The 25655-nt window shown below is 34.8% G+C and carries 20 protein-coding genes and 1 tRNA gene; 6 read left to right on the top strand and 15 right to left on the bottom strand.

The genetic code is table 11. The features are described from left to right. Positions 1–238 precede the first annotated feature (238 nt). Together OOK89_RS01505 and OOK89_RS01500 are read right to left on the bottom strand one after the other, a co-directional pair. Complete coding sequence (locus tag OOK89_RS01505) at positions 239–1741, bottom strand: ankyrin repeat domain-containing protein (RefSeq protein ID WP_174516139.1); 1503 nt, start codon at positions 1739–1741, stop codon at positions 239–241. 524 nt (positions 1742–2265) lie between these two features. Next, positions 2266–3327, bottom strand: coding sequence for an ankyrin repeat domain-containing protein (locus tag OOK89_RS01500; protein WP_151808102.1), 1062 nt, complete (start codon positions 3325–3327; stop codon positions 2266–2268). Between the two features lie 846 nt (positions 3328–4173). On the opposite strand from OOK89_RS01500, the gene OOK89_RS01490 reads away from it, so the two are divergent. Then, positions 4174–5199 carry an SDR family NAD(P)-dependent oxidoreductase gene (locus OOK89_RS01490; RefSeq protein ID WP_264719134.1) on the top strand — a complete coding sequence of 342 codons (1026 nt, stop codon included), beginning with the start codon at positions 4174–4176 and terminating at the stop codon, positions 5197–5199. Positions 5200–5684: 485 nt separating this feature from the next. Here the strand turns inward: OOK89_RS01490 and OOK89_RS01485 are convergent, their stop codons facing one another. The 3 genes from OOK89_RS01485 to OOK89_RS01475 all read right to left on the bottom strand — a co-directional run bounded on the left by OOK89_RS01485 (position 5685) and on the right by OOK89_RS01475 (position 8013). Beyond that, positions 5685–6683: a helix-turn-helix domain-containing protein gene (locus OOK89_RS01485; protein ID WP_264719132.1), complete on the bottom strand. Its 999-nt coding sequence runs from the start codon at positions 6681–6683 to the stop codon at positions 5685–5687. A 112-nt stretch (positions 6684–6795) separates the two neighbouring features. After that, positions 6796–7626 (bottom strand): ankyrin repeat domain-containing protein, encoded by an 831-nt coding sequence (locus OOK89_RS01480; protein ID WP_264719131.1) that lies wholly within the window; start codon positions 7624–7626, stop codon positions 6796–6798. 216 nt (positions 7627–7842) lie between these two features. Then, the gene (locus tag OOK89_RS01475; protein ID WP_264719130.1) at positions 7843–8013 is read right to left on the bottom strand and encodes a hypothetical protein; all 171 of its coding nucleotides are present in this window, start codon (positions 8011–8013) and stop codon (positions 7843–7845) included. Between the two features lie 434 nt (positions 8014–8447). On the opposite strand from OOK89_RS01475, the gene prmC reads away from it, so the two are divergent. Beyond that, entirely contained in the window at positions 8448–9287 is an 840-nt protein-coding gene (prmC, locus tag OOK89_RS01470) for a peptide chain release factor N(5)-glutamine methyltransferase (protein ID WP_174515710.1), read from the top strand. A 3-nt stretch (positions 9288–9290) separates the two neighbouring features. Continuing rightward, positions 9291–9434 carry a hypothetical protein gene (locus OOK89_RS01465; protein ID WP_264719129.1) on the top strand — a complete coding sequence of 48 codons (144 nt, stop codon included), beginning with the start codon at positions 9291–9293 and terminating at the stop codon, positions 9432–9434. A 38-nt stretch (positions 9435–9472) separates the two neighbouring features. Here OOK89_RS01465 and OOK89_RS01460 read toward each other — a convergent pair whose 3' ends face one another. The 8 genes from OOK89_RS01460 to OOK89_RS01425 form a co-directional block, all read right to left on the bottom strand. After that, entirely contained in the window at positions 9473–10309 is an 837-nt protein-coding gene (locus OOK89_RS01460) for a P44/Msp2 family outer membrane protein (protein WP_264719128.1), read from the bottom strand. A gap of 121 nt (positions 10310–10430) precedes the next feature. Beyond that, positions 10431–12434, bottom strand: coding sequence for a type IV secretory system conjugative DNA transfer family protein (locus tag OOK89_RS01455; protein WP_264719127.1), 2004 nt, complete (start codon positions 12432–12434; stop codon positions 10431–10433). 30 nt (positions 12435–12464) lie between these two features. After that, positions 12465–13457, bottom strand: coding sequence for a P-type DNA transfer ATPase VirB11 (gene virB11, locus OOK89_RS01450; protein WP_264719126.1), 993 nt, complete (start codon positions 13455–13457; stop codon positions 12465–12467). Position 13458: 1 nt separating this feature from the next. Continuing rightward, a complete protein-coding gene (locus OOK89_RS01445) occupies positions 13459–14919 on the bottom strand; it encodes a TrbI/VirB10 family protein (RefSeq protein WP_174515709.1) in 1461 nt (486 codons plus the stop codon). Positions 14920–14935: 16 nt separating this feature from the next. Next, entirely contained in the window at positions 14936–15736 is an 801-nt protein-coding gene (virB9, locus tag OOK89_RS01440; RefSeq protein ID WP_174515708.1) for a P-type conjugative transfer protein VirB9, read from the bottom strand. Beyond that, positions 15723–16403 (bottom strand): VirB8 family type IV secretion system protein, encoded by a 681-nt coding sequence (locus OOK89_RS01435; protein ID WP_151807683.1) that lies wholly within the window; start codon positions 16401–16403, stop codon positions 15723–15725. The genes virB9 and OOK89_RS01435 overlap by 14 nt, the downstream gene beginning before the upstream one ends. Before the next feature lie 72 nt (positions 16404–16475). Beyond that, positions 16476–17558 (bottom strand): GTP cyclohydrolase II, encoded by a 1083-nt coding sequence (locus OOK89_RS01430; protein ID WP_010082649.1) that lies wholly within the window; start codon positions 17556–17558, stop codon positions 16476–16478. Between the two features lie 29 nt (positions 17559–17587). Next, positions 17588–17675 (bottom strand) — tRNA-Leu (locus tag OOK89_RS01425). Positions 17676–17865: 190 nt separating this feature from the next. On the opposite strand from OOK89_RS01425, the gene OOK89_RS01420 reads away from it, so the two are divergent. Then, the gene (locus OOK89_RS01420) at positions 17866–19140 is read left to right on the top strand and encodes a metallophosphoesterase (RefSeq protein ID WP_151807682.1); all 1275 of its coding nucleotides are present in this window, start codon (positions 17866–17868) and stop codon (positions 19138–19140) included. Positions 19141–19167: 27 nt separating this feature from the next. Here OOK89_RS01420 and dnaA read toward each other — a convergent pair whose 3' ends face one another. Continuing rightward, entirely contained in the window at positions 19168–20550 is a 1383-nt protein-coding gene (gene dnaA / locus OOK89_RS01415; protein ID WP_264719122.1) for a chromosomal replication initiator protein DnaA, read from the bottom strand. Positions 20551–20876: 326 nt separating this feature from the next. Between dnaA and OOK89_RS01410 the strand changes: the two genes are divergently transcribed. Continuing rightward, complete coding sequence (locus OOK89_RS01410; protein WP_006280263.1) at positions 20877–21614, top strand: type I glutamate--ammonia ligase; 738 nt, start codon at positions 20877–20879, stop codon at positions 21612–21614. A gap of 3 nt (positions 21615–21617) precedes the next feature. Here OOK89_RS01410 and OOK89_RS01405 read toward each other — a convergent pair whose 3' ends face one another. Beyond that, the gene (locus OOK89_RS01405; RefSeq protein ID WP_151807680.1) at positions 21618–22358 is read right to left on the bottom strand and encodes a hypothetical protein; all 741 of its coding nucleotides are present in this window, start codon (positions 22356–22358) and stop codon (positions 21618–21620) included. Between the two features lie 175 nt (positions 22359–22533). Between OOK89_RS01405 and OOK89_RS01400 the strand changes: the two genes are divergently transcribed. Continuing rightward, entirely contained in the window at positions 22534–25608 is a 3075-nt protein-coding gene (locus OOK89_RS01400) for an efflux RND transporter permease subunit (protein ID WP_264719121.1), read from the top strand. Positions 25609–25655 lie beyond the last annotated feature (47 nt).

Genomic DNA, 25655 nt, shown 5'->3' with positions numbered 1-25655 from the left:
GAGAACAATTTTTTTTTGGAATGGGTAGGTCTTGCAGCACACTACCCCTAGATTTTTCACTTTTTCATATAGCTTGAACAAACTTTTTCTAACTCATTCATGTTTGTACTTTAACATATTTAATAATTGAAACGACGTCTATGAGTCAGATACCGCCCATACCACTACACTTTGGGGATGCACATCAAGCCGATAGTAGTTGCATATTCCATACACAAGGAGCTAAACTTCAACAAGCCTAAGTTCTGCAGATGTATGTTTCTTCACATTCGATTCTCTCTATTTTAGCACTGGGCTTTAATATCATATATGTAGTCCCACCAACCGCTAACGCAAGTGTTGTGGCTGCAGCAACCGCCCCTACTATAGGCAGAAATCCAATTGTAAATACTGTTGCAAAAATGGTTGTCGCAGCTATACCTAATACTGCTGTTGATCCGCCACTAACAAGACCCCACTTGGTTGCATTATATTCTTGTTGTTTTATTTCTGCTTCCCCGAAAAGCTGTATTAAACTTTCATCTGTGGCTAACTCTCTTGGAGTTTTACCATTAGTGTCTTTTAACAAAGGATTTTCCCACTTTTTCAGTAAAGACTCTGCTACTTCTGTGCAGTCATAAATAGCAGCTAAATGTAAAGGAGTACGACCTTTTAGTAACGTATGTGCTCTATCTTCTACTACACACCTCACTAGATGCTCTACAACTTCTTTCATACTTGGTTCTTTTCCTATTAAATACTTAACTACCTTTGTGCAATTATTATAGAAAGCACTATGTAAAGGAGTATTTCCGTCTTTATTCACTACATTAAGATCTGATCCTTTTTTCACTAGAAGTTCTATTATGTCTATATGGCCATTTGCAGCAGCTAAGTGCAAGGAAGTATTTCCGTCTTTATTCACTACATTAAGGTCTGATCCTTCTTTCACTAGAAGTTCTATTATGTCTATATGGCCATTTGCAGCAGCTAAGTGCAAGGAAGTATTTCCGTCTTTATTCACTACATTAGGGTCTGATCCTTCTTTCACTAGAAGTTCTACTATGTCTATATAGCCATTGGATGCGGATAAGTGCAAAGAAGTATTTCCGTTTTGATCTTTTATATCAACACCTGCTCCTCCTTCTAACAGTAATTTTGTAACATTTATATCCCCAAAATTTGCAGCAAAATGTAATAATGTATATTCTTTTGTATGGTTAGAATCATCTTGTACTTTGAAAATGTAATTTATATCAAACCCATGTTTTTTCCACTGATTACATTCATGCATTATATGTTTTATACTACAACGCTCCTGCTCTAACTCTCTGAGCTCATTCTCATATTTCTTGAATTCCATATTAAATTTTGCTTCGCTATCTTTCAAACTATTATTATACCTTTCATATTCCCAATCATAATCAGGTATAGCATGTCTAGAATCATAATTGGATTTACTACTATTGGCATTGTTATGCAGCTCCTGTAACAATTTACTATTGTACTGGTAGTTTAACGACTGTATCTTTCTGCCATAGTTTTCACTCAATAACTGTGTCTCTCTGTTATAGTTTTCATCCAATAGCTGCATTTTGTGGTGAATAGATTCACTAGATTCATTAATTTCGCTTGACCTTCTTGAATTATATTCTTGTAATTCATTTGCTATTCTTGTAGTTGTGTTATTGCTGTATATACTTGGATTTTCCTCTATCCCCTGCAATATTATTTCAAATTCATTCTTCATAAAGTCTATCATACCTATACCTCAAAATTAAAAACACATGCCTAAATTGTACACGTATTTAATAAAAAAGCAAGTTTTTGCTTGTCAGTTCTAATTTCTTATATTCTTTTCTTCTGTCTTTTTCTTAATTATATGTATGTCTTTATGTAGATATTAAAACAATATTTCTACTATTCCACAAACCAATAAATGCAACAGAGAAGAAGTTGCTTTGGAATCGGAAGGTCCGCTGCGGAGGCTTAAGACCTGCTGCAAAAGGAAAGCCCAGTTTTTGTGGTAATTATGATCTTTAAAAAAACCACGTTTAAAAATACTTCATACAAGCGAGGAACACCTCTTCTTGTTTTCGCAGCAGGTCTCCATGTATCCTTCTTTAATTAAGAGACTGACTAGCTCCTTGAGTTTGTTCAGTGCTTGGGCACTCAAGGTTACTATTTATATCTTTATTTTTAACCATCTCTGCAAATGTCTTGACTTTCAGTGTAGGAACATGTCTTGTTGTAACATCTTCGAAGTCTACAAAGTAAATTAGTGTATTATTTCGTACTCCTGTTCTTTATACCAGTAAATGTCATTGCTTGAAAATTACTTCCATAATGCGTCGATAAAGCATCAATCAATGGTTTATGATTATGTAGAAATATTCTTTTTTCTATTTCTGGCATTATCTGAGCTTTAAGTTGTATATTCTCTGGACTGACATATAAGCCAGTAGCTTCCAGTTTTGCTATGTGATTTACTATTAACTCAGCATTGTCTATTTTATTCGAGATAATAACGCAATTTAAAGGAGTATTGCCATCACCATCTATCACATCAATATTCGCTCCTTTTTCAAGTAAAGACTCTATCACACCTTTTTGGCTATGTTCAGCAGCCCAACTTAAAGGAGTATTGCCATTATCATCTATCGCATCAATATGCGCCCCCTCTCCGATTAAAAGCTCTACCACTTCTCTTTTGCCACTTAAAGTAGCAGCATGTAAAGGAGTATTTTTACTCTCATTCACCGCATTAATATTCGCCCCTTTTTCGATTAAGAACTCTACTACTTCTCTTTTGCCACTTAAAGCAGCAGCATGTAAAGGAGTATTTTTAACCTTATTCACCGCATCAACATTCGCCCTTTTTTCGATTAAAAGCTCTACCATCTCTCTTTTGCCACTTAAAGCAGCAGAAAATAAAGGAGTATTGCCATTATCATCCACCGCATCAACATTCGCCCCTTCTTTGATTAAAAGCTCTACCACCTCTCTTTTGTCACTGAAAGCAGCAGCATAATGTAAAAGAGTAGGTCCATCTTCACTTACCATATTAATATTTGCCCCTTTTTCGATTAAAAGCTCTACCATCTCTCTGCCACTTAAAACAGCATAATGTAAAGGAGTGAGTCTAAGTTGCTGAATATTCGCTGCCTCTACTACCCCTCTTTCCCTTGTATTACTTAAAGCAGAAAGACGTGAAAAAGCTTTTTCACCCTCATCTACCGCATTAACCTCTGCTCCAGCTACTATTAACTCCTCAATTTGCCCTATATTACCCTGTACAACAGCATTAAAAAGTTGTTCATTTAACTCTCTTTGTTGTATTTCGTTCATAAATTACCTCTAATTTGTTAGTATGCTAGATGATAATGCAGTATAAATATTTGATATTTATTAATATTACTACACTTACATTATATATAAAATTTTTAATTCAATTCATCATCACCTGCAACATCAGCAAGCCAAACGCCTCCCTTTTTTCGTTGAGCGTCATAAAGCTTTTTCTATATACTTCCACAATCTTTGCCTCTTTTCCATGAGAGTTTCTATTGCATCTTTGTCATAAGATGAGCACAAACCTTTTTTGCTATAAATTTACCTTAGTTTTCCTTTTTATCCTCAAATGAATTGGTATTAATTTAGTAAAATATATTACTAATAACCTAACCGATACAACCACTTTCAGCAACTTAAAATAACAAGCGTGAGAACAAGTTTTTTTGGGATCAGTTGGTCTACCGCTAGATCCGTGCAAACTTTTACTTATAATGATTTTACTATACCACAAAACCAGCCATTTTAGCCTATTTTACCACATTTAGATATGAACTAATTTGCTTAGCTTTGTTGCAACAATTTTACGTTTTTATTTTCACAACGCCGCTTTTATTTGAATTGTTCTCACAAACGTACGTACTATTTTTATATTTTTTGAAAAAGTAAATAATTAAATTGTTTGTGACGCTATGGAGCCCAGCGTTTTCTACATGAATATGGATTTTAGCCAACTGCCCCTTATCCACTCTGAGAAGTTATTATCTTCTCTTACTTCCAACCGAACAATAACAATTTATATCATCTGGGTAAGGTTAAAATTTTATTGAAAGAAATTAGTTGACATGAACAATGGTTCCCGTTACAGTTTTACTGTTATTATGCGATTTTATAGGAGATGATATGAGTAAAAGGGTTTGTCTTATTACGGGAGCTTCATCTGGAATCGGAGAAGTCATGGCACGTCAGCTTGTTCAAGGTGGATGGCGTGTAGTGGGTGTTGCTAGGAACAATGAAAAACTACAAGGACTAGGAGCAGAATTGGGTAAAGATTTTACGCCTATGGTGTGTGATGTTAGTAATGGTTCCGACGTTAAAAATACTTCTGATCAGCTAAAAGAAAAAGATATTATACCAACTTATTTCTTCCTTAATGCAGGATATGGTGAAAATGAGGGTGATGGATTAAGCGCCAATGTTCATGAGAAGGTTATGAAAACTAACTACTTTGGTGTTGTGAATTGGCTTGAGCATTGGCTTAAGTATTCCCTTGATCGAAATTCTCAAGCAACTTTTATTGCTACATCTTCTATGGCGGCTTTATATCCATTACCATACAATGCTGCGTATTCTGCCAGTAAAGGAGCATTAACAGCTTGTTTTGACTCACTAAGGATTCAGCATGTTGATAATAATGTAAAATTTGTTACTGTAATGCCAGGAGGAATAAAAACAAATATATTAAAGAATTTGAATAAATCTATAGCGAAAGCGAATAATATGCTTAGTTGGTTTGTGTTGAAGAAAGAAGACGCTGCAAAACGTATTTTAGACGGTGTTCTCAAGGGAAAAAAAGAAATTATAATTTTGCCGACTTCATTACTATGCCTTGGTCGTATTATGTCGTTGCTTCCTACTAAATCATCTACAAGAGTTTCTGCATGGATACATGGCAACAAAACGAAACAACAAGCAATCATAGGTCTTTTTGCTGGTGGTTCAGTTGCAGCATTAGGCGCTACAATAGCAGTGACACTTTTTATAACTGGAGTGGTTGCAGCTGAACTAATATCTATAGCAATAGCAGTAGTTGCAACCACAATAGCAGCACTAGCAGTTGGTGGTATTACATATATGTTGTCAAAGCCTAGTACTAAAATAGATGAACCGAGAGAAGAGCAAAGCATAACTGGGAATTGGAAAGCATAGCATTAGGCCGGCTTTTTGCATAACTAATTAACAAGCAGAAGTATAGCAGGCTCAGGGGTGTGCACATCAACGTCAGTGAAGTTTATTGGAGTAAAAAATACTCAAGTTAGAAAAATTATGCTTGCATTAACTTTTATTCGTGCTATGTATTATACATAATATCTTTACAGGCTGAGTGTTAATTGAAGATATTTTTAAGCCTGGACAAGTTTATGATAAGGCAGAAGTAAACGAAACAATCAAAAAAGCCAGAGAAGGGCAATGGTTTTAATGTGGTTAGCTAAGGGGCTTTTATTATGGTATCCGTTTATATAATGTTAGGCGTGCTCTTTATTGTTATTCTCGATAGTTCATTAAACTCTTAATAAATAGGGTGAAAAGCTCCATAAGCTCAAGTTAAGGAGAAATGGCAGTGGGATAAAGGGAGGTAATGTTGGATTAATAATTCTTCTAAATAAATTATCTTATTTAAAAAATTACTTTGCTTATTGTCTTTTAAGCATGCCACTAGCTTTAAGGTTTTGTGGTCCAGTTGCCTGATGTACTACATTAATAGGAACACCTACCTCAAGTAGATTCTTTGCCATTTCTGTTCTCCCTATTTTTTTACCCTTTTCTTTATCAATCTGTATTCTTTTAGATACTGACATAATTAATGAATAAAATTTATCACGTATTTCTTGATCATCAATTTTTTCATACTCTCTCACTAAATCTAGTACCCCATTTTCTCCCTCTCTATCCTCATTACTTCTTTCAATTTCAACATTGCCTTTTTCTATTAGTTCACTAATTTTCGGCAGTAGAGCTTTAGCGTGCGTTGATAATTTGTCTGCTGTGTTACATAGTTTTCCTATTGTCATGATATGGGTTCCTTGCTCATAGCGTCGTATTTGACCACCTGTTAAATCGACTTCATTTCCTAAATCCTCCTGACTACGTCCTCTTGCTAGCCTCCAGTCTTTCATATTTTCCCCTGTTTTATAGGCTATAAAGTTAACTATCTCTGTTTTATCATGTTTCTTAAGTTCATCTTCAGACAAGCCTGTTGTTTGGAGAATGACATCAACAGAAATACCCGCTTTAAGTAAATTCTTTGCCACTTTAATCTTTCCTGCTTCTCTACCCTCTTCTTCTCCCATCTGGATAGATTTGTTTAATGCAGAGGCTATCTTACATAATTCCTGATTCCTAAATTTTTTACATTCTCTAACTAGATTTAGTGTTTTTTCTACTTTACCTTCAATTTTCTCTGATATCGTCGATTCAGGCAGTAGTTTTGCCATATCAATCATTAGTTCCACTACTATCATACAGAATATAATGATTGAAATCGGATTTTCCCCTCGCTCATATCTGGACATTTGCTTCTCTAATACTCCGATTTTACTTCCTAAACCTGCCTGAGTACGTCTTTGCTTTTCCCTCTCATGTTTTAATTTTTTCCCTACTTCGTAGTCTGTAGACCTTGTATCAGTAGTCATGTCTCTTTAAAATATTTTGAGACAAAGGTATACTCTTTTATCTAAGATTCTATTAACTCTCCTACCTTGCACTAGAAATAGGAGAGCTGAGTAAAAGAGGTTTCTGCTTTCTCTAAATATGTGCACCTCGATTGATAAGGTACTCCTTCACGTCCTCTTTAATATCTTTATCTTGATATTCTCTATCTTGAGTAGCCAAATATAGCGGTGTATTATCATTCTTGTCTCTGGCATTTATATTTGCCCCATTTATTACAAGACATTTGACCATGTCAAAGTTACAATCTTCAGCAGCTATGTGTAGTGCAGTAGTGCCATCTTTAGCTGTAGTAGTTTTGGCTGTTACAACAGTGGACTGCTGGGTTGCTCTCTTATTAAGAATATTTCCCAGTTCTCTTACAGCTTCACTATTTTCACACACTTCAGCATAGGTGAATGGGGTGTAAGTCATTTCCTTGCCATTTGAATGTTTTATCGTTATTCTTTTTTTGACAATCTCTTTCAAGATACCATTTTCCTCAGAGATCTTTAACACTGCTCTAATCATGTCATTGTCTCTACGTGATATAGCATCTGTAAGTATTGTATGATTTTCTTCTCGACCATCTGAATGTTTTGTGGTCATTTCTTCATTAAGAACTTTCTTTAATAGTTTTTGTTTTTTGGCTTCTTCTAAAAGATCCTTTACAGCTTGATTATTTTTATGACTTATAGCATACTGTAGTAGTGACAATGTCTCCTCTCTACCCTGATATTTGTAAGCTATTTTCGCTAAAAGAGTCGTACTTGCGTTATAGCTGGACTTTTTGAATATTCCATTTTTGAACTTTTCGGCAACACCTTCCCCTTCTTCTATTTTTCTTGCTAGTTTTTGTATATTCTTTTCATCTTTATTTGTTAATTCATATATGTCGCATACTAATGTCAATTTTGACGTTTTCATAATGTTTTTCCCCCTATTAAGATTTATTGATTTAGTTGTAGTAGTTGAAATAGCAAACCGGTTAAGTTGCCTAGTTTGGTTCTTTCTTTCAATCGAAGGTATTCTACTGTTTTAAATTCCCTGTAAAAATTTAGCTTATCTTTTACATCTAAACAGAATTAACACGATTTGGCTTTTTGTAGATGAGTAATTCTCTAGGGATTATCCTATTGAATTCTATGATATTATTTTTTGTAACATTGTTATGCACGTCAATACTGAAAATAGACAATGACTAGGGCTTCTTTTGCCTTTTTTTTGCTTGGTAAATTTCTTAATATTTATGGCAACATGAACTGGGCAGGAAGGTGTCATTCCAGTGCTTGACACTGGAATCCAGTTTTCCATATAATCTCATCGAAAATGTTGTAACCACTTTCTGTGCTAGTTTGCTTGCTTACAAGCAAACTTTTCTGGATCCCAGTGTCTGGGCACTGGGATGACAGGGGAGGAAGGCTACTTGGATGACACCATTCTTTTTCCTGGATCCAAGTAGTCAGGGCACTGGGATGACAGGAGAAGGTACTAGGATGACACCCTGACCTCGTCGTCCCGCTACGTGTTAGCGGAATCTAGAGATACCGTGACGGTATGACGTAAAGCTCGCATTAGCTATACTTTTATGCTCACCAACTTAGCTGGATCCAAGTAGTCAAGCTACTTGGATCTGCAAATTGCAATGTTCGTACAGCTGCGTGCTTGACACTGGGATTTAGTGCAGCTACCCTAAACTGGAAGCTCATCTTGCTATTTTTGGCTGAAAGAAACATATTTTTAGAATAATGAAAACAATCAGCACTTTAATTCAAGAAGGATCGGAGTTATTATCGTCACATAAAGTTGAATCACCACATTTAGATTGTGAAATCATCATGCAGCACGTACTTGGAGTGGAAAGATCATTTATAATTGTGAACCATGCTGATCAAGTGCCGATGGAGAAAGAACTTTTATTTTGGAAATTAACAAAAAAAAGAGCGGAAAGATATCCAATATCGCAAATAATAGGTAATCGTGAATTCTGGAGTAAAAATTTTATAGTTAACCAGCATGTTTTAGATCCAAGGCCAGATAGTGAAACAATAATCCTAGCAGTGTTAAAATATTACCCAAACAAAAAACAGAAACTAAAAATTGCAGATTTTGGTACAGGCACAGGTTGTTTATTGATATCCGTACTTAGTGAGTATGAATATGCTGTTGGCGTCGGTTTTGAAAAAAGCTTGGAAGCATATAAAGTTGCCTATCAGAACACAAAAAAACATGATCTTCTCAGCAGAGCCAAAATATTTCCAAGTTCGTGGACAGAGTGCAGAGGTTCATTCGATCTTATAATCAGTAATCCTCCATATATTAAAAGAAGCAAATTGAAAGACTTGCAAGCTGAAGTGCAAAAGGAACCAAGAATTGCCCTTGATGGTGGTATTGATGGTTTGAGCTGTTATTTGAGTATTTTTCCAATATTGAGAAAGTGCCTTAAAAAAAATGGGTTTGCGATATTGGAGGTAGGTGAAGATCAAAATGATATTGACAAAATAATACCCTTGTATGAACTAGCTTTTCAGGAATATGTATATGACTTAGCGGGAATGAAGAGATGCATTGTTGTGAAAAGAACATAGCTAATGTTTTCTTGTATTATCTCCTTCATCCCATATTATCCTATATCATCCCAGTACCCTCTACCTCATCATCCCAGTACCCTCTACCTCGTCATCCCAGTGCGTGACACTGGGATCTATATTTACTATGGTCAAGCCATAGGATGACAGGAACGGTTTTATGCATTTTTTAAAGGGCAACATGTTTAAGCTTTACTAGCAAAGTGGAAAGTAAGGCCAGCCTCTATGCCGTGTGTGTGAAATAGTTGATTACCTATATTTATTTCCTCAGTTACTTTGTTACCTGAGCTAGGATCAAGCTTCTTTTTTCCAGCATTATGGCCGTCTACCACTTGTCCTAACCTTTTTGCTGTAAGCTTAATATCGCTACCAATAGCACCAAAACCTCTATATCCGATATGCATATTTACATCTTCGTTTATGCGATAGTCAAAGCCAGCTTTTAATTGACCTGCGGGTCTTATTGACGGTTTTTCAAACATCGTCATTCTTGTTGCACCGATCCCAATACCAACGTAAGGAGAAAAAGAGAAACGGTCACTTTTCCAATGATGATAAACATTTGCCATTACAGATATGTTCTCAATTTGGTCATGACTAACTGCAGCACTATAGAGATAAATTTCTTTATTAGGAGTCTCCTTTAGGTATGAAACAGTTATTTGGCTACTTGTTAAACCAATATTATCCACTTTTACAGAAGAATACATTCCTTCCAATTCAGCCCTATAGCTGTTGTTACCCAATTCTCCTGTGTAACCAAATGCCACATTTGCAGCAAAAGGTGGATTATAATCTCCTTTATACTCACTTAGTGACTGACCTTCTGTGTTCTGAGCACCCCTGTCATTTATAGACAAATTTTTGATACCTGTAGTGCTTGTTTTTAGTACGCTTGTGTTATTTAAATATTGACCGTAATACCCACTACCAAAGTAAAACCCTTCTGTTTCACTTGCAAAAGATTGTTGTGACAACAATAAAGCAAATGCTGTAACCGCTAATGTTTTTTTACTAATCATTACTACTCCCCTAGTTAAAATAGCTAATCTAATACTAATTAATTAAAAATGGCTTAATATGAAAAACCTAATTATTTGCATAACTTGCACTTTTCTGAGCTAAAAATAGGCAAAGTTAACCTTACTTCTCGTCATTTTTTAATTTATCTTCATCTTCAAATTCATCCTCCTCTTCTTCGTCATCAAACCCATCATCGCTCCTATCCTCATCTTCCTCGTCATCATCTTCAAACTTATCGTCGATATCTTCATCATCAATATCTTCGTCTGCAAATTCATCTGATTCATCATATACTGCATCTTCGGTTTTAGTTTCAGCAGGATAATCAACTGAATTAGGTCCCTCAAGAACATTATTCCCCTCGTTATTAACCTGATCTTTGCTCGCAGCGGCAGAAAGAACTTTGTTTGGGTCATATGGTTCTTGTGTAGGCACACGAGTTTGTTTGAGCAGCCTTCTTGTGAAGGTGGTATCACTGTAGTACAAAATTTTCTTTGATTTAATTGGGTAAGTCGACTCTATTAAAATTATCTGATCGTCACGTGGCAACATAATAACTTCTTGAGGCAATAGCAATGCTCTCTGTATTTCAGAGATATGTAATGACCTTGAAGCAGGATTTAAATCTAAAAATTTAGGCTTATTCAACGATTCTTGTTGTACAGTTTTGTTTCCTATAAGTTGCGATATTAAATTAGCTGTTTCAATATTATTGGCTGCAAAAGTTATTCTGTAAGTCGAGTTTGACAAAAAGGAGTTCATCCCTGCTTCTTCGTATATTCCTTTGAGCTGCTCAGTATCTTGAACAATTAAGAATAACCTAACTCGATAACCACGAAAATATGCAATACCTGTTTGAAATTGCTCCATTTTTCCAAGTGTAGGAAACTCATCCATTAAAAACAATACGCCATAAGGCTCGTCATCCGATGGCAATTTTCTACATAAAAACTCAGTTGCCTGTTGGTAAAAAACCTGCATTAAAGGCCTGAGCCTAGTCAAGTTGTCAGGAGTTAAACCAACATAAACTGTAATTTTCTTCTTTTTAAAATCTAGAATATTAAAATCACTTGACGCAGTTGCAGTATCAATCAATGGGTTTGCCCACAATTCAAGTGATGAGTTCATGGTTGATACAACACCTGACCTTTCTTTATCAGCTTTTTGTAAAAAAGCTGCAATATTCATATATGCTACAGGGTGTAGTATTTTACCCATTGTATCAAGAGCAACAGCAAGATTATAAACCACGTCATCACTACGCATCGTACGCACAACTTCACCAAAAGATTTAACTTTCTCTGGTGCAGCAAGTAAGTATAATACCACTCCAACAAATAAGCTTCTTGCTTCATTCTGCCAAAAGTCTTGTTCAGGCATGATTAGGTTAGCTATTTTCTGCACATCGTCAACCATCTGCCCAGGTTTTTCACTAATCCATTGTAATGGATTGTAACAGTGACTTATTCCATCTGGCTGCGCTGGATTCCATACGTATACTTTTTGTCCTTGTCGTTCTCGCCAACCACTTGTTATTTCATAGTTTTCTAATTTTATGTCGTGTACAATTATCGAGTCAGTCCAAAATAATAAATTAGGAATTACAAAGCCAACACCCTTACCAGAACCTGTAGGTGCAAATAACAATGCATGCTGAAACCCATCAGAAATGAAGTATCCTCTTTTATCTTTACCAAGCAATAATCCCTTTTTGCTTCTTAATCCTGCTTTTCGTATGTCTTTCTCTGATGCCCACTGCGAATCTCCATGAAGTGATTCCTTCTTTTTAAATGGTCGCCACTCAATTATCCTTTCTCTTAAATTCCATAAGATAATCATTAAAACAATGATAGGCAGTGCAGAAGATATAATTAATGTGATTTTGAGCTCAAGGCTATATAACTCTGGATGATGCCAACAATATTGTATATGATCAAAAATCGTTGGCCAAAGAGCTTGAGGGAAAGGCGTCAAACTAGGATTAATTGCCTTAAAATCCACAGCATCCGGACCATCAGCAAACAGAACAAACAATATACCAGATAGATAGAAGCAAAACTCAAGTACGCTAAAAGCTACTACACCTCCTATGAGAATATTACGTAGGTGATTTCCATTACTCATAAACTACTCTTCCTTAACTTATGTATAAATTTAAGCATTTTCGCTCGCAGATCTAGTAAATAATATCTCAGAAATGCTTCTTTTGCCCCCACCGGTTCTTTTTAGCTGAATAACAATATCAATCACATTTTTAATGTATGGTATAATTTGGTCTGGAGGAATGCCAAGATTTGCCTGCATAACCATCAATTTTATTTGCTCAAGGGCCATTGTTGGACTATCTGCATGAAGGGTTGATATTGATCCAGGGTGACCAGTATTTATCGCCCTGAGAAAACTAAAAGCTTCCGCTCCACGGAGCTCACCAACTATTATTCTGTCTGGCCTTAAACGTAAGCACGCTTCTATCAAATCTTGAGTGGTTACTTTTGCTCTGCCCTGCCCTCCTTTAGAGGCAATTAGATGGACTTTATTGGGATGATCGTTCAAAACGATTTCCCTTGCATCCTCAACAGTAATAATTCTTTCCTCAGCTGGAATAGCACGCAAAGTAGCATTAGTAAAAGTAGTCTTACCAGTGGAAGTTCCACCACTAATTATAATATTTTTCTTACTTATTACAGCGTATTCTAAAAACTCTTTTATTTTTTTTTGCCTTAACAATAAATCCAAATGACGGTCAACTGGATTATCAGTTGCTTCTGTAACAGTTTCAGAAAAAGCCCCCATTTTTTCGTAATCATCGAGTGCTAACTGCATGCTAGAAGGCTTACGAATCGACATGACTACTTTATCAGGTTCACATGCTGGCGGAAATACTATCTGTATACGATAACCATTTGGTAATGTTGCCGAAAGTAACGGCGCTTCTTCGCTAAGTTTTTGTTCTGTAGCTTGAGCAATCAGTCTGCCAAGAGATTTCAAATGGTTAAGATCGAATACTTCTAATTTTTCACACCTTATTTCACCGCGATTTTCAATCCATACTTCCTTTGGCTTATTTATTGATATTTCATTTACGCCTTCTTCTTGAAATATGCCTTGTAATGGCTCCAAATATGTATCAAGTGCAGCATAGTTCATTTCATTGATTTAATATTGCCTGTGGAGGAAATACTATATCTTGGTTAACAAATACTTTCAATGCAGTGCCTTGATCAACATAAATAGTTGGTTTTTTATCTGTATATCTGCCCACTACATCCCGCATATCTTTAGAAAAATCCTCGATTGATTTCCCGATTGCTTCATCATAAACAGACTTGCTTTTTCTTTGAATTTGTTCTAACAGTTGATTTACAATTTCCAGGCTTATATTTACCTCGTCTTCTTCAATTCCTAGTGCTTTTGCTATTTCCTCTTTCATTATTTTTAGTAAATCTTGTCTGCTTTTGGCACTCCGAATTCTTCCGATAGCCCCAAGGCCTAATTTCCATTTGTCACTAGATATCTTCTTTTCTGGGTCAATAATGAGTTGGAGAGAAGAAAAATCTATTTCGGTTGCAGTGATAGACTTTACTGCATCTCTGATAGTTAGCGTATCAACAAGATTAGAAGCCTTTTGCCCTATAACAGCAGAACCAATCGAAACACCAGCAAGTGTCACTGAAGAGAATAACGCACTTACTATTTTGTTATCAACTATTCCTGCTATTCCTGCTCTACCAAGCTCGTCAGTACTAAGTGATGAGATTGCAATATCTATTCCATGTGGCAGAATCACTCTATTCCAGTTTATATTTACACGAGATTTAGCAACATTCGAGTCAAATGAATAACTGCCTATCAATCTTGAGCCTTTAGGTATTAAAACTGTATCACCAGTTTCTGCATAAACATCTCTACTCACCATAGCACGCAGCATTCCTTGCAGATCAGAGTTTATTGCAGTTTCAAGAACAGCATCAATAATTTTACCTTGAGTAATCATTAAACCAAGCTTTCCTACTCTGGTAGCTTTGCTCGATTGTGCTGAAGTGTCGGATAAAATAGCATCAGCAGCCTTGTTCTCTCCACTACCACCTGAAATTGTCAACATCTGTGCACTACGTCTGTCTCTAGGATAACCGCCACCCCCTATTGTAGGAAACGAGGTAGGTAAATTGCCCATAACATTACTAGAAGGAAAATTTTGCTTTGGCAAAATAGGTATATTTGACACAGGAGTTTCTTTTGGTTTCTCTTCTTCTTTTTTCATCACTTCTTCTTTTCTAATTTGTTTTATTTCTGGTATGATTAGTGGTGTAGGAAGAGGAGGTAAGGGTGGTAAGGGATCAGTTATTATTCTTTCAGGAACCATTACATTATCTGGAACTTGTTCCAACTTTCCTTTCAATTCTTGAACGTTTTGCTTTGTTTCCTCTTTTTTAATAACTTCTGAACCCTCTTTAGGAGAAGGACTAAAATAGAGATAATACACTCCACCAGCCAGAAGCACTAAAATAATGACCATCAATGCCCTATGACCTTGATTAGAGCCAACTGTTACTACCTTATTCTCTATTTCTGATTCATCTTCTGAATTGTTACGCCTTTCTTTATTCATATTGCATGTACCACAGCTAAAGTGACCTATTTATAATTTCAACTTCACCATCTTCATAACGCATAAATAGCTTTTTATGTACTCCTTTTATTATAACATAATCATCAAATAACAGCCTTTTACAAGGTTTATCCTCCCCTTCTACAAAAACCTGAGGTATTTTATTATTATTTCTAAATTTTAAATAGGTTAAATAACCATCATCAAATAACTCGATCGGAACTATATCCGCATTACCACCTTCATCAATATATGTATAATTGTACTTCGTATCATTTTCTTGTATTATTTTTTCTAGCTTGTCTGTAGTATATTGCATTTGAGTAGGTAAAGAAACCTCATCTAAATCAACATCAAATTCACCTTCTTCTTGAGGATAATAAAAACGTACTACGTAAGATATATCCTTTTCAGCAGAATAATCGTGATCTACTTTCTTAGCATCAGTATCCGGGTATTTATCGTAGTTTGGCCTTGAGATTAAATCAAAAATGTAATTTCTTTTTTTAGTTGTCGTAATAATCATGTTAGTGCGACTACTAACTTCAAATGGCATGATAAGCAATTTATTGTCATAAGGATTAATTTTCCAACTTGATGCATCACCAACAGCGATATTTTTAACTTTTTCTCCTTCCGCAAATTCAATATAAGAATAGTAACCCTGACTAAAAACCACCGTAAATACTTCATTAGGGCTATACACAAAAGTCTTTATTCTACTATCTATAGAAATAGGCTCATTATAATTAATGGATGCGTTTAAATTGCCACTTACAAGTAAAGCTAAAACTAATAATATCCTATACATATTCATCATCTACTCTATATGAAATAACTTGAAATCCTAATGGGTTAATATATCTTTGCTGATCATCCATTTCAAGCGATGCATATCTATATGACATAATAACTATCTTATTTTTTCTCGTAGAACTTCCATCTTTCCGTGTAAATTCCACAAAAAATCTCACCTGAAGAGCATCGTTACCCAACTTTTGAATTGAGCGAATTTTAAATTCACTTTTGGTATCTGAATATAAATTAAAAAGATCATCCATATTCTGCGATCCTACATAATTTCTAAATTCATTATACACATTAGGTGAGGAAAACAACCTCACCTTTGTATAATAGTTATAATTATAATGATATGGATCAAAAACCTCCCTTGCTTTTATATACTCTGAAATAAAATAATCGTTTAGCGCTTCATCTGCAGAATACTGTTTTACTGTGACAGGATCAACCAATTGCACTATTCCTGATTTCTTGTCAATTTCTATAACAAATGGCTCAATAGTGCTACTTGTGCTAATTTTAAATATGACTAATATGCTGATAGAGATCGTTGCTAATAATATTAATGCAAATAAAAGTAGAATATTCCTTTGAGCAATAACTGTGCTGTAGCGGTTTGAATTCCAATTTATATCCTTATCTAAGGATTCAGTATTTTTTTCTCGCTTAAAAAATCTTAGCATTTTAGTATTCCTAAAAATCTTAACTTATGTTAATAAACATAGCAAATTAACAAAGTAGTTACAGCAAAAAAGCTAAAAAACTCTTAATCTATGGCCTAATTTACCAAACTTTGTCTCCATATATGAATCGTTATATTTATTACGTTCCACAATAAGTGGTAGACACTTTGTAACTCCTATACCACTACTTTCCAATTCTGACAATTTCCTATCATTGTTTGTAAGTAATTGGATTTTGTTAATGTTCAATTTCTTAAGCATTTTAGCTGCAACAGCAAAACTCCTTTCATCATCTTCAAAACCCAATATTCTATTTGCATCAACAGTATCAAGATTATGTCCTCTTTGCATACTGTACGCTCTTAACTTATTAGTTAAACCAATGCCTCTTCCATCTTGCATCAAATACAATATAATACCACTTCCAGAGTCAGCTATCATTTGAATTGCTTGATGTAACTGACTTCTGCAATCGCATGACAAGCTATCTAACAAGTCACCCGTATAGCACGAAGAATGAATTCTCACTAATGGTTCGTCATCTTTATCTGGATTGCCAATGATAATTGCATGATGTTCTCTTCCACCACTTTCGGTTCTATAAGATATGATATTTACTTCTTGAGTCTGTTTTAAAAATAATGATGTTTTGCACACTTCATATACATCCTGATTTTCTTGAAAATTATTTATGAATGACGTGTCCAGTGCAATAACGTCATTTTTCTCGCACCAATTTCGCATTTCATGGTTATTCTCAAAAGTCATATCAGCCACTAACGCGTATGGCAATAATTCTGAGAACTTAAGCAAGGCAATAGCACATTCATCTATTGTCTTTGAGCATTGCAACTCTTTTATGCAATCTTCCTTTGAACAGTTTATTAAATAGAGCAGTTCATCAAAATTATTCACCAACAGACGTTTGCTGTTATGTTCTTTATTCTGAGATATGTATTTTACCTTACTTGAAGTTAAAGTAACATATACATTACTTGATGTAAGCTTGTATTGATTAAATAAATCTCTTTCTAAAGCCTCAGCAGCAGCAAACAATAGGTAATTACTTTCATCATATATTACAATTGGCCGACCGCGCCTGATTTCGCTGATAGCTCTTTCTACCTTATTGCTACTCTGATTTCCTATAAACATTTTTACCCATATTAAACAGCGATAAAAACTGGTGCGGCCGAGAAGACTTGAACTTCCAAGGCCTTATGAGCCACAGCGACCTCAACGCTGCGTGTCTACCAATTCCACCACGGCCGCACTATATTCTAGTTTTTATATAATTATTTTAAATTACTTAATCATTTTAGAATTTTTCATCTAGAGTGTCAATCTGATACTAGAATAATTTAGAAATTGTTTGTATAATTTGATTATGAATTTTGTGATTATAAATTTTAATCATTTAAGATAACCTTACTACTAATTTTTAACTTAGGTTTTTATACAAATGAATATAGCTAATATCTTTATTTTTTTAGCTCTCTCTCTTATAACTAGCTTTCATTTCGTCCATGCACAAATATTATACACATGGTCTCAAGTTATCCCAGAAAATAAACTAAGCATACGCGCAATTACGGACAATGACATGTGTCCCATTGTTTATGTTGATGGCGAGGAAACAGAAATGCTGAATCGCAGCTCAATTAACAATGGTGGTCATAACGAAACAGTTTGTGAACTGACAGTACAAACAAGTGCCAAAAACATTAGTATTGAGGATCTACGGGTTCCTATATTACCAAAAAAGGTTAATAAAATTGCTTTCATTGGTGACACGGGCTGTAGAATAAATATGTTATTTCAGCAGGAATGTAATTCGGTAGATAGCTGGCCTTTAAAAAAAAATTTAGATTCAATCGCCCTTCATAAACCAGATTTAATTATCCATGTTGGTGATTATCATTATAGACAAACAAAATGTAGAAATACAAAAAAGTGTGGCGATATTTATGGATATAATAAAGAAGTTTGGTACGCTGATTGGTTTGAGCCTGCAAAGGATATTTTATCACAATCCCCTTTCCTTTTTGTTCGTGGAAACCATGAGAGTTGTGATAGAGCTTATGAAGGATGGTTCAGGTATCTAGATTCATACCCCTTTTCGTCTGAAAAATGTGGAAACTTCGTTTCTAGTTGGTCCTTAGATGCTGGACCGATGAAATTTTTTATCTTCGACTCTTCATCCGGTGAGGATATTTTTACAACCCAAAGCACAATTGATGCTTTTGAGAGGCAATTTGATAAATTGATACAAAATAGTTCTGACAAGCCCATGTGGTTTTTAACTCATAAACCGCTTTGGAGATCTCCAAAAAAAGAATTTTTGACATTAAAAAGCCATGGTAATCTTACACAAATCGAAGCTTTTGGAGATAAATTTCCAAGCAATGTTACTACCATAGTTTCTGGCCACATTCATATAGCCCAGATTTTATTAATGGATAATGTTCCAGACCAAATTATAGTTGGAAACGGTGGTGCATCATTACACGCTCAAGATCAAGAATCTGTTTATCAAAATGTAGAATTTGACTATTTAAATGGTAAAAACTACTTAGCACACGAGGTTAGAAACTTTTTTGGCTTTGGCTTTGCAATACTAAATTTAGATGATCACGAATTTACCTTCTATAATCAACACAATAAGGAAATGTATTCTGCGAAGCTAACAGAAGATTTTAAACTTAAACGGATTAAAACTATAGTCGATTCATTTTAGGATTTGTTATTAGCTATTTTAAAAACGCTACTTAAACAGTTTTTTTAATCGATTGATTTCATCAGCAAATTTTGAGTCGGTCTTTATAAAATTTTCTACTTGTTTTACTGCATGTATAACAGTAGCATGGTCTCTGCCACCAAAGTTTCTCCCAATATCTGGTAGGCTTTTTTGCGTAAATTTTTTGGCAAAATACATAGCTATTTGTCTTGGCCTTGCAAGACTGCGAAGCCTTCTATTGGATTGCATATCTGCAACCTTTATATTGAAAAATTCAGCTACTTTCTTTTGTATTTCTTCTATTGTGACTGACCTATGATTTGACCTAAGAAGATCGATTAGGGTTTCACTAGCTGATTCTACCGTCATACTTCTTCCAATTAATGAGGTATGGGTAACCTTATTTAATGCTCCTTCTAATTCTCTTATATTAGATTTTATGTTCCTTGCTAAAAACTCTAGGACATCTTTCGGAACATACATATTCATCTGCTCCACTTTTGCCTGCAATATACCAAGCCTTAATTCAAAAGTTGTTTCATTAATATCTGCCACCAACCCCCAACCGAGTCGTGATTTTATTCTTTCTTCCACTCCATCAAGATCACTAGGAGACCTATCAGCTGATATAACCAATTGTTTATTTTGGTCTATCAATGCATTGAAAGTGTGAAAAAATTCTTCTTGTGTACTATCTTTACCACTGATAAATTGCACATCATCTACCATCAATACATCTACTGATCTAAATTGCTCTTTAAATAACATAATATCTTTGCTTCGCAGCGCTGTAATATATTGGTACATGAATTTCTCTGCTGATAAATACACCACTTTTCTTTTTGCTGATGGGGAATTGACTATGTGCCAAGCTATAGCATGCATTAGATGTGTTTTACCAAGTCCCACTCCACCATATAGAAACAAAGGATTGCTGCCTAATATTGGATCTATAGATTCTGCCACACGCTTTGCCGCCGTAAATGCTAATTCATTTGGCTTTCCCACTACAAAATTATCAAAGGTGAACCTTGGATCCAGCGGCGAACCAAGATTATGATTACTTTCCTCTCTGTTTTTTAGTATAACATTAAAATTTGAATTCCTCTCCTCAATTACTTGAATATCAATAGAACGTATACTTTTATCTTCGCTTTGCCATAATGATAATATTTTTTTCATGTAATGAACTGTAATCCACTCTTTTATAAACCTTGTTGACACGGATAAAAGAACTTCCCCATTTCTGCTACTGACAAATTTTAGTGAACTCAGCCAGCTATTATATGTTGCTTCTCCATAAAGATTATAAAGACAATTTTGGATTTTTTCCCAAGTAACATTGTGATCCGTTACTGTAATAATCTGATCAAAAAACATAGTAGAAACCTTAGGGCTAGTTAAGTTCATATACCACACCAAGAAAAAAGCAATAATTAGAAAAATATAAGATAATCAATAGCTTACTGCAAAATGAAAAGCTAATACTACTTAATACATACTAAAAATTATGGTGATTTTTTGATGGGTTGTAAAGGGTATAAAAACATTAAAATTGATCATTTTTATTTCAAAAAAATGAAAAATTTGTAAATGTCGCTTGTATCGAGGATTAGAAGCATGCTATTAAAAACAGTAATACATTATGTATAAATAAGATGTTAAATTTACTGGCAAATAAGTAAAGTATTCATATAAATATAGCTAACCTAATATAGATTTACTGAAGCAAATTTATGATTATATTAAGTAATTTGAGTTGTTATGCTGTATTCGGTATTGAACTAGAGTTTTACATTGAAGGAATAGAAAAAGAATACTTATTTCTGAATAGCATCAAAAATAAAATAGCATCTCTTGAATTTTCTTGCGAGAAGGAGAATTCTACACATCAGTATGAGATAAAAAGTGGTTGTTATACGAACTCCTACAATTTAATTAAGCATTTTGAGTTAGCAAAACAATCACTTACTGAAACAGCACAAAAACTAGGTGGGAATGTTTCTTTTAAAGCAAAGCCTTATTTGGATAGAGCAGGCAGTGCATTAAATGTGCATGTTAATCTCGTGAATTCAAATAACGGTAACTTATTTTATATCAATGAGCAAAAGTACAGTGACTATCTGATTCATAGTATTGGTGGATTATGTGCAATGATGAAAAAACATATGTTGTTTTTTGCTCCAAATGATGATTCATATTTAAGATTTCAGTATCCGGATATTCACACTCCAACTACGATTAGTTGGGGAGTAAATAACAGAACTGCTGCGATAAGAATTCCCTATTTTGGCAACGATTTCAAAAGATGCCGCCTAGAGCACCGCGTTCCCGGAGCAGATTGTGACCTTGAAAAAGTACTCACAGCAATAATTGAAGGTATGGTTTTTGGTATAGAGAACAAAATTGCTCCGCCAAATAGGGTCTACGGCATTGCATCTGATCCTCAATATGAGATGGAGAGGTTAATATAACAACTATCTATCAAATCCTAATCCGTTAAACCCCTTTTGGGTAATTGGCTGTTTTAGCATTTTTTTTACATCATTATCTACATTTTTGCACTGTAATAGCAAGTCTAAAGCAGATAGTTTCTGCGTGCTTTTAGATTCAAGCTCTAGATTGCTTAACACTTGCCCAGGAAGTGGATTACCAGGCACATCCATGTGCTCAGGAAGAGGTTTCATCTGATTCTTTATAGAGCTAGAGTTATTTTGTGTAAGAGTTTTATCATTTAGCATGCTAAGAATAATTTCCTCAGGCACTACCATAGTTTTTGTATAATCAACAGGATTACTATTTTCAGCATCTATAGTCACATGAATTGGTTCGCCAAACGCATTTATAGGACCACCAAGTGATCCTTTCTCCATGCGTTCTTGTGCTCTTTTCCTTATTATTTCTTCTTCTAACTCAGTTTCAGTTCTTTCTGGTTCTTTTGCGGTATCTTTTTCTTCACCTTCATCAACACTGCTATACCCTTCATCTTCTGAAACTTTCTCTCCTGAAACACCAGTAATTTCAGGCTGTTCTTTTTTAGTTCTTATTTTATGAATCAGCGAAAGTAATAAGTAAGTAACTGCAGCAGCAGAAACGATAATGGCTATCTTTGCGGCAATGTGGATTGCTGTTAAAAATATTAAAGCTGATAAAGCTCCAGCTAATCCAGACACAATAACTTTATTTTTGCCTTTTGTTATATTTAGAATTGCCACCATAATAACCTCTCAAATACTGTTCTAGAATTATTATACAGGAATTTTCTTATACTTGCAATTTTGCGAAAATTTTAATTATTTGCATAAAGTTTTAAAGCTACACAAGGATTAATTAATATGCAATGTATCTCGACTATAATATTGTACAAACACACATATTCAGCTAACATTCAACATGCAGAGCTTACTCATAGAGCGAAACAGGGCGGTGGTATTATTACTTATAGTAATTTTTATCTTCGGTTCATACGTTTATGTAAAAATGCCAAGGGAAAGCAATCCTGATATACAGATTCCTATAATCAGCGTGTTTGTTGGACTTCCTGGGATTTCTGCTCAAGATAGTGAAAAGCTATTAGTGCTTCCTATAGAAAATGAACTAAGATCCATCGAAGGTGTAAGAGAATTGAGAGCTTTTGCAACTAATGATGGTGCTCACATGATACTCGAATTTGGAACAGAGTATGATAATAAAGAAGTGCTCGATAATGTTCGTTCAAAGCTTTCAAACATAAAATCGAAGTTACCTGTTGAAGCGGAATCTCCGATAATCAATGAAATAAACTTGAGCTTATTTCCGATACTCAATGTCGGCTTAATTGGTAATTTGCCAGAAAGAGCCTTAACTGAAATAGCACGCAAGCTAAAGAAAGAAATAGAATCTCTGCCAAATGTTCTCAAAGTTGAAGTGGCAGGTATGCGTAAAGAAACAGTGGAAGTGATAGTTAAGCCCACAGTTCTAACAAAATATAACATTCAATCAAACGAAATATTCCAAGCTATATCAAGCAATAACAGACTAGTGGGAGCTGGGTCACTGGAAAATGATACCGGTAAATATTCGATTAAAATATCAGGGTTATTAAAAGATATAGAAGATATTATGAATATTCCTATTAGATCTCAAGGCGATGCAGTTTTGAGAATCAAAGATATAGCAAAAGTATACCCTAGGTTTGAGGATCACCAAGGATTTGCTCGCATTAATGGATTACCTAGTGTCATGCTAGAAATTTCAAAACGTAACGGAAAAAACATAATAGACACAGTAAATCAAGTAAAATACTTAATGGATAAGGCAAAAGATCAATTACCTGAAAATTTAAAAGTGGTGTACTTAAACGACCAGTCAAAAAACGTCCGCGATGTGCTTGATGACTTGGAAAACGGCATAATATTTGCTGTGTTGTTAATATTGATCATAATGATGCTTTCTATGGGAACAAGGATTGCTATTCTTGTGGCACTCTCGATACCCGGTTCCTTTCTCATTGGGATAATAGCTCTTTACTTTATGGGTATAACCTTAAATATCGTTGTGCTCTTCAGTTTAATTATGGCTGTTGGCATGCTGGTTGATGATGCAATTGTGATCAGCGAATATGCCGATAGAAAGATGATCTGCGGAATGGACAAAGTAGAAGCTTTTTACACTTCAGTTCGTGATATGTTTTATCCGGTTCTATCATCAACGTTAACTAAATTAGCAGTGTTTTTTCCTCTATTATTCTGGCCTGATACTGTTGGTAAATTCATGCAGTACATACCAATTACAATAATCCTAACTTTGACTGGATCGCTCATTATGGCTTTGGTTTTTATACCAACACTTGGTGCAATATTTGGTAAGCCTTCGATAACTTCAAAAAAAGAAATAAAAAAAATGAGTGCTATAGAAAGTGGTGAAATAAAAAATGCTGGGCCTATAATAAGAGCTTACGTACGCATGCTAGAGAAGGTTTTGGATCATCCTAAAAAATTCGTATGTGCTACTGTATTCGTTTTGTTTTCATTTAGTGTGCTGTACTTTACTTTTGGTCCTGGAGTAAAGTTTTTTCCGAAAGTGGATTCAGATAATATTTTAATCAGTGTTAAAGCAAAAGAAAGCTTATCAGCCAAAGAACGAGATCTGATACTCAAAGAAGTGGAAGAACGCATTTTGAGCATTGAAAAAGAAATTCATGTTTCTTATGCTAGATCAGGAGCATTTTCAGACAACGTTATCGCCAGAATACAACTAGAACTTATGGATTGGCGCTTCAGGCGCAAAGCTAAGCACATACTAAATGATATAAGGAGCAGTGTGCAAGACATGAAAGGAATAATAATTAATGTTCAAGAGGAAAAGCCAGGACCGTCGGCTGACAAGCCAATACAAATTAACCTCAGCGGGAGTGTATCCAGTTTGAATTTAGCAGCAGAGAAAATTCTAGAAATTATGAACCAACCTTCATCCGGGTTTATAAATATTCAAGATAGCAGATCAGCACCTGAAATAGAGTGGAATATGAGTGTTGATAAGAATAAGGCTACAAGCTCTGAAGTAAGTGTTGCAACCATTGGCGATTTTATAAAGATGGTTACAAATGGAGTGTTGATTGGAAAATATAGACCAAATAACACGGATGAAGAAATCGATATTGTACTCCGTTTCCCTGGAAAGGATCGCAACATGAAGACTATAGACAATCTTTTTATCAATACAGTTAATGGCCCGTATCCTATGAGCAATATAGTAAAATATGCTCCCGAAAAAAAGGTAAACAAACTAAACAGGATTGATGGATTACGCACAGTGACAATCTCTGCTGACGTTGATACTGGCTATCTTGTTGATGAAAGAGTAAAGTTCATTCAGAATTCTATTGCCCAGGATTGGGACAAGGGAGTAAAAATTGATTTTAAAGGCGACAAAGAAGATCAACAAAAATCAGGAGCATTTTTGTTAAAGGCTTTTATATTAGCGATTACACTAATGATATTGGTATTAGTGACACAGTTTAATAATGTATACCATACATTTATCGTAATGACAGCAGTGTTTTTATCCACAACATGTGTGTTTTTTGTTTTCTTTCTTATCCAACAAGTTTTCGTAGTTGTTATGTGTGGAGTGGGGATAATTGCTTTGGCGGGAATTATAGTAAATAATAACATACTATTGCTTGATGCCTTTCATCACCAAATTAAGGTACACAAAAATGACATCAAGCGATGTGTAATAAACGCTGCAATTTCTCGCGTTAGGCCAATATTGCTTACCGTTGCAACCACAGTTCTTGGTTTAATACCGATGATTACCAGGTTAAATATCAATTTTTTTACGCTACAAATCACATATGATGCTCCATCAAGCCAGTGGTGGGTTGACATTTCAACAACCATAGCAAGTGGAATATTGGCTGCAACGGTTTTAACTTTATTCTTTACTCCTGCGTTGCTTGTTATACAAAAACATGAAAAAACTTGACTTAAATTAGCAATCATTTAACATTTAAGATAGTGTTCTTTGCCCGT

The organism is Wolbachia endosymbiont (group A) of Lasioglossum morio, assembly GCF_947250585.1.
GTDB lineage: Bacteria > Pseudomonadota > Alphaproteobacteria > Rickettsiales > Anaplasmataceae > Wolbachia > Wolbachia pipientis.
The sequence above is the reverse complement of the archived record's forward strand: the minus strand, read 5'-3'. Positions and strand labels throughout refer to the sequence as shown.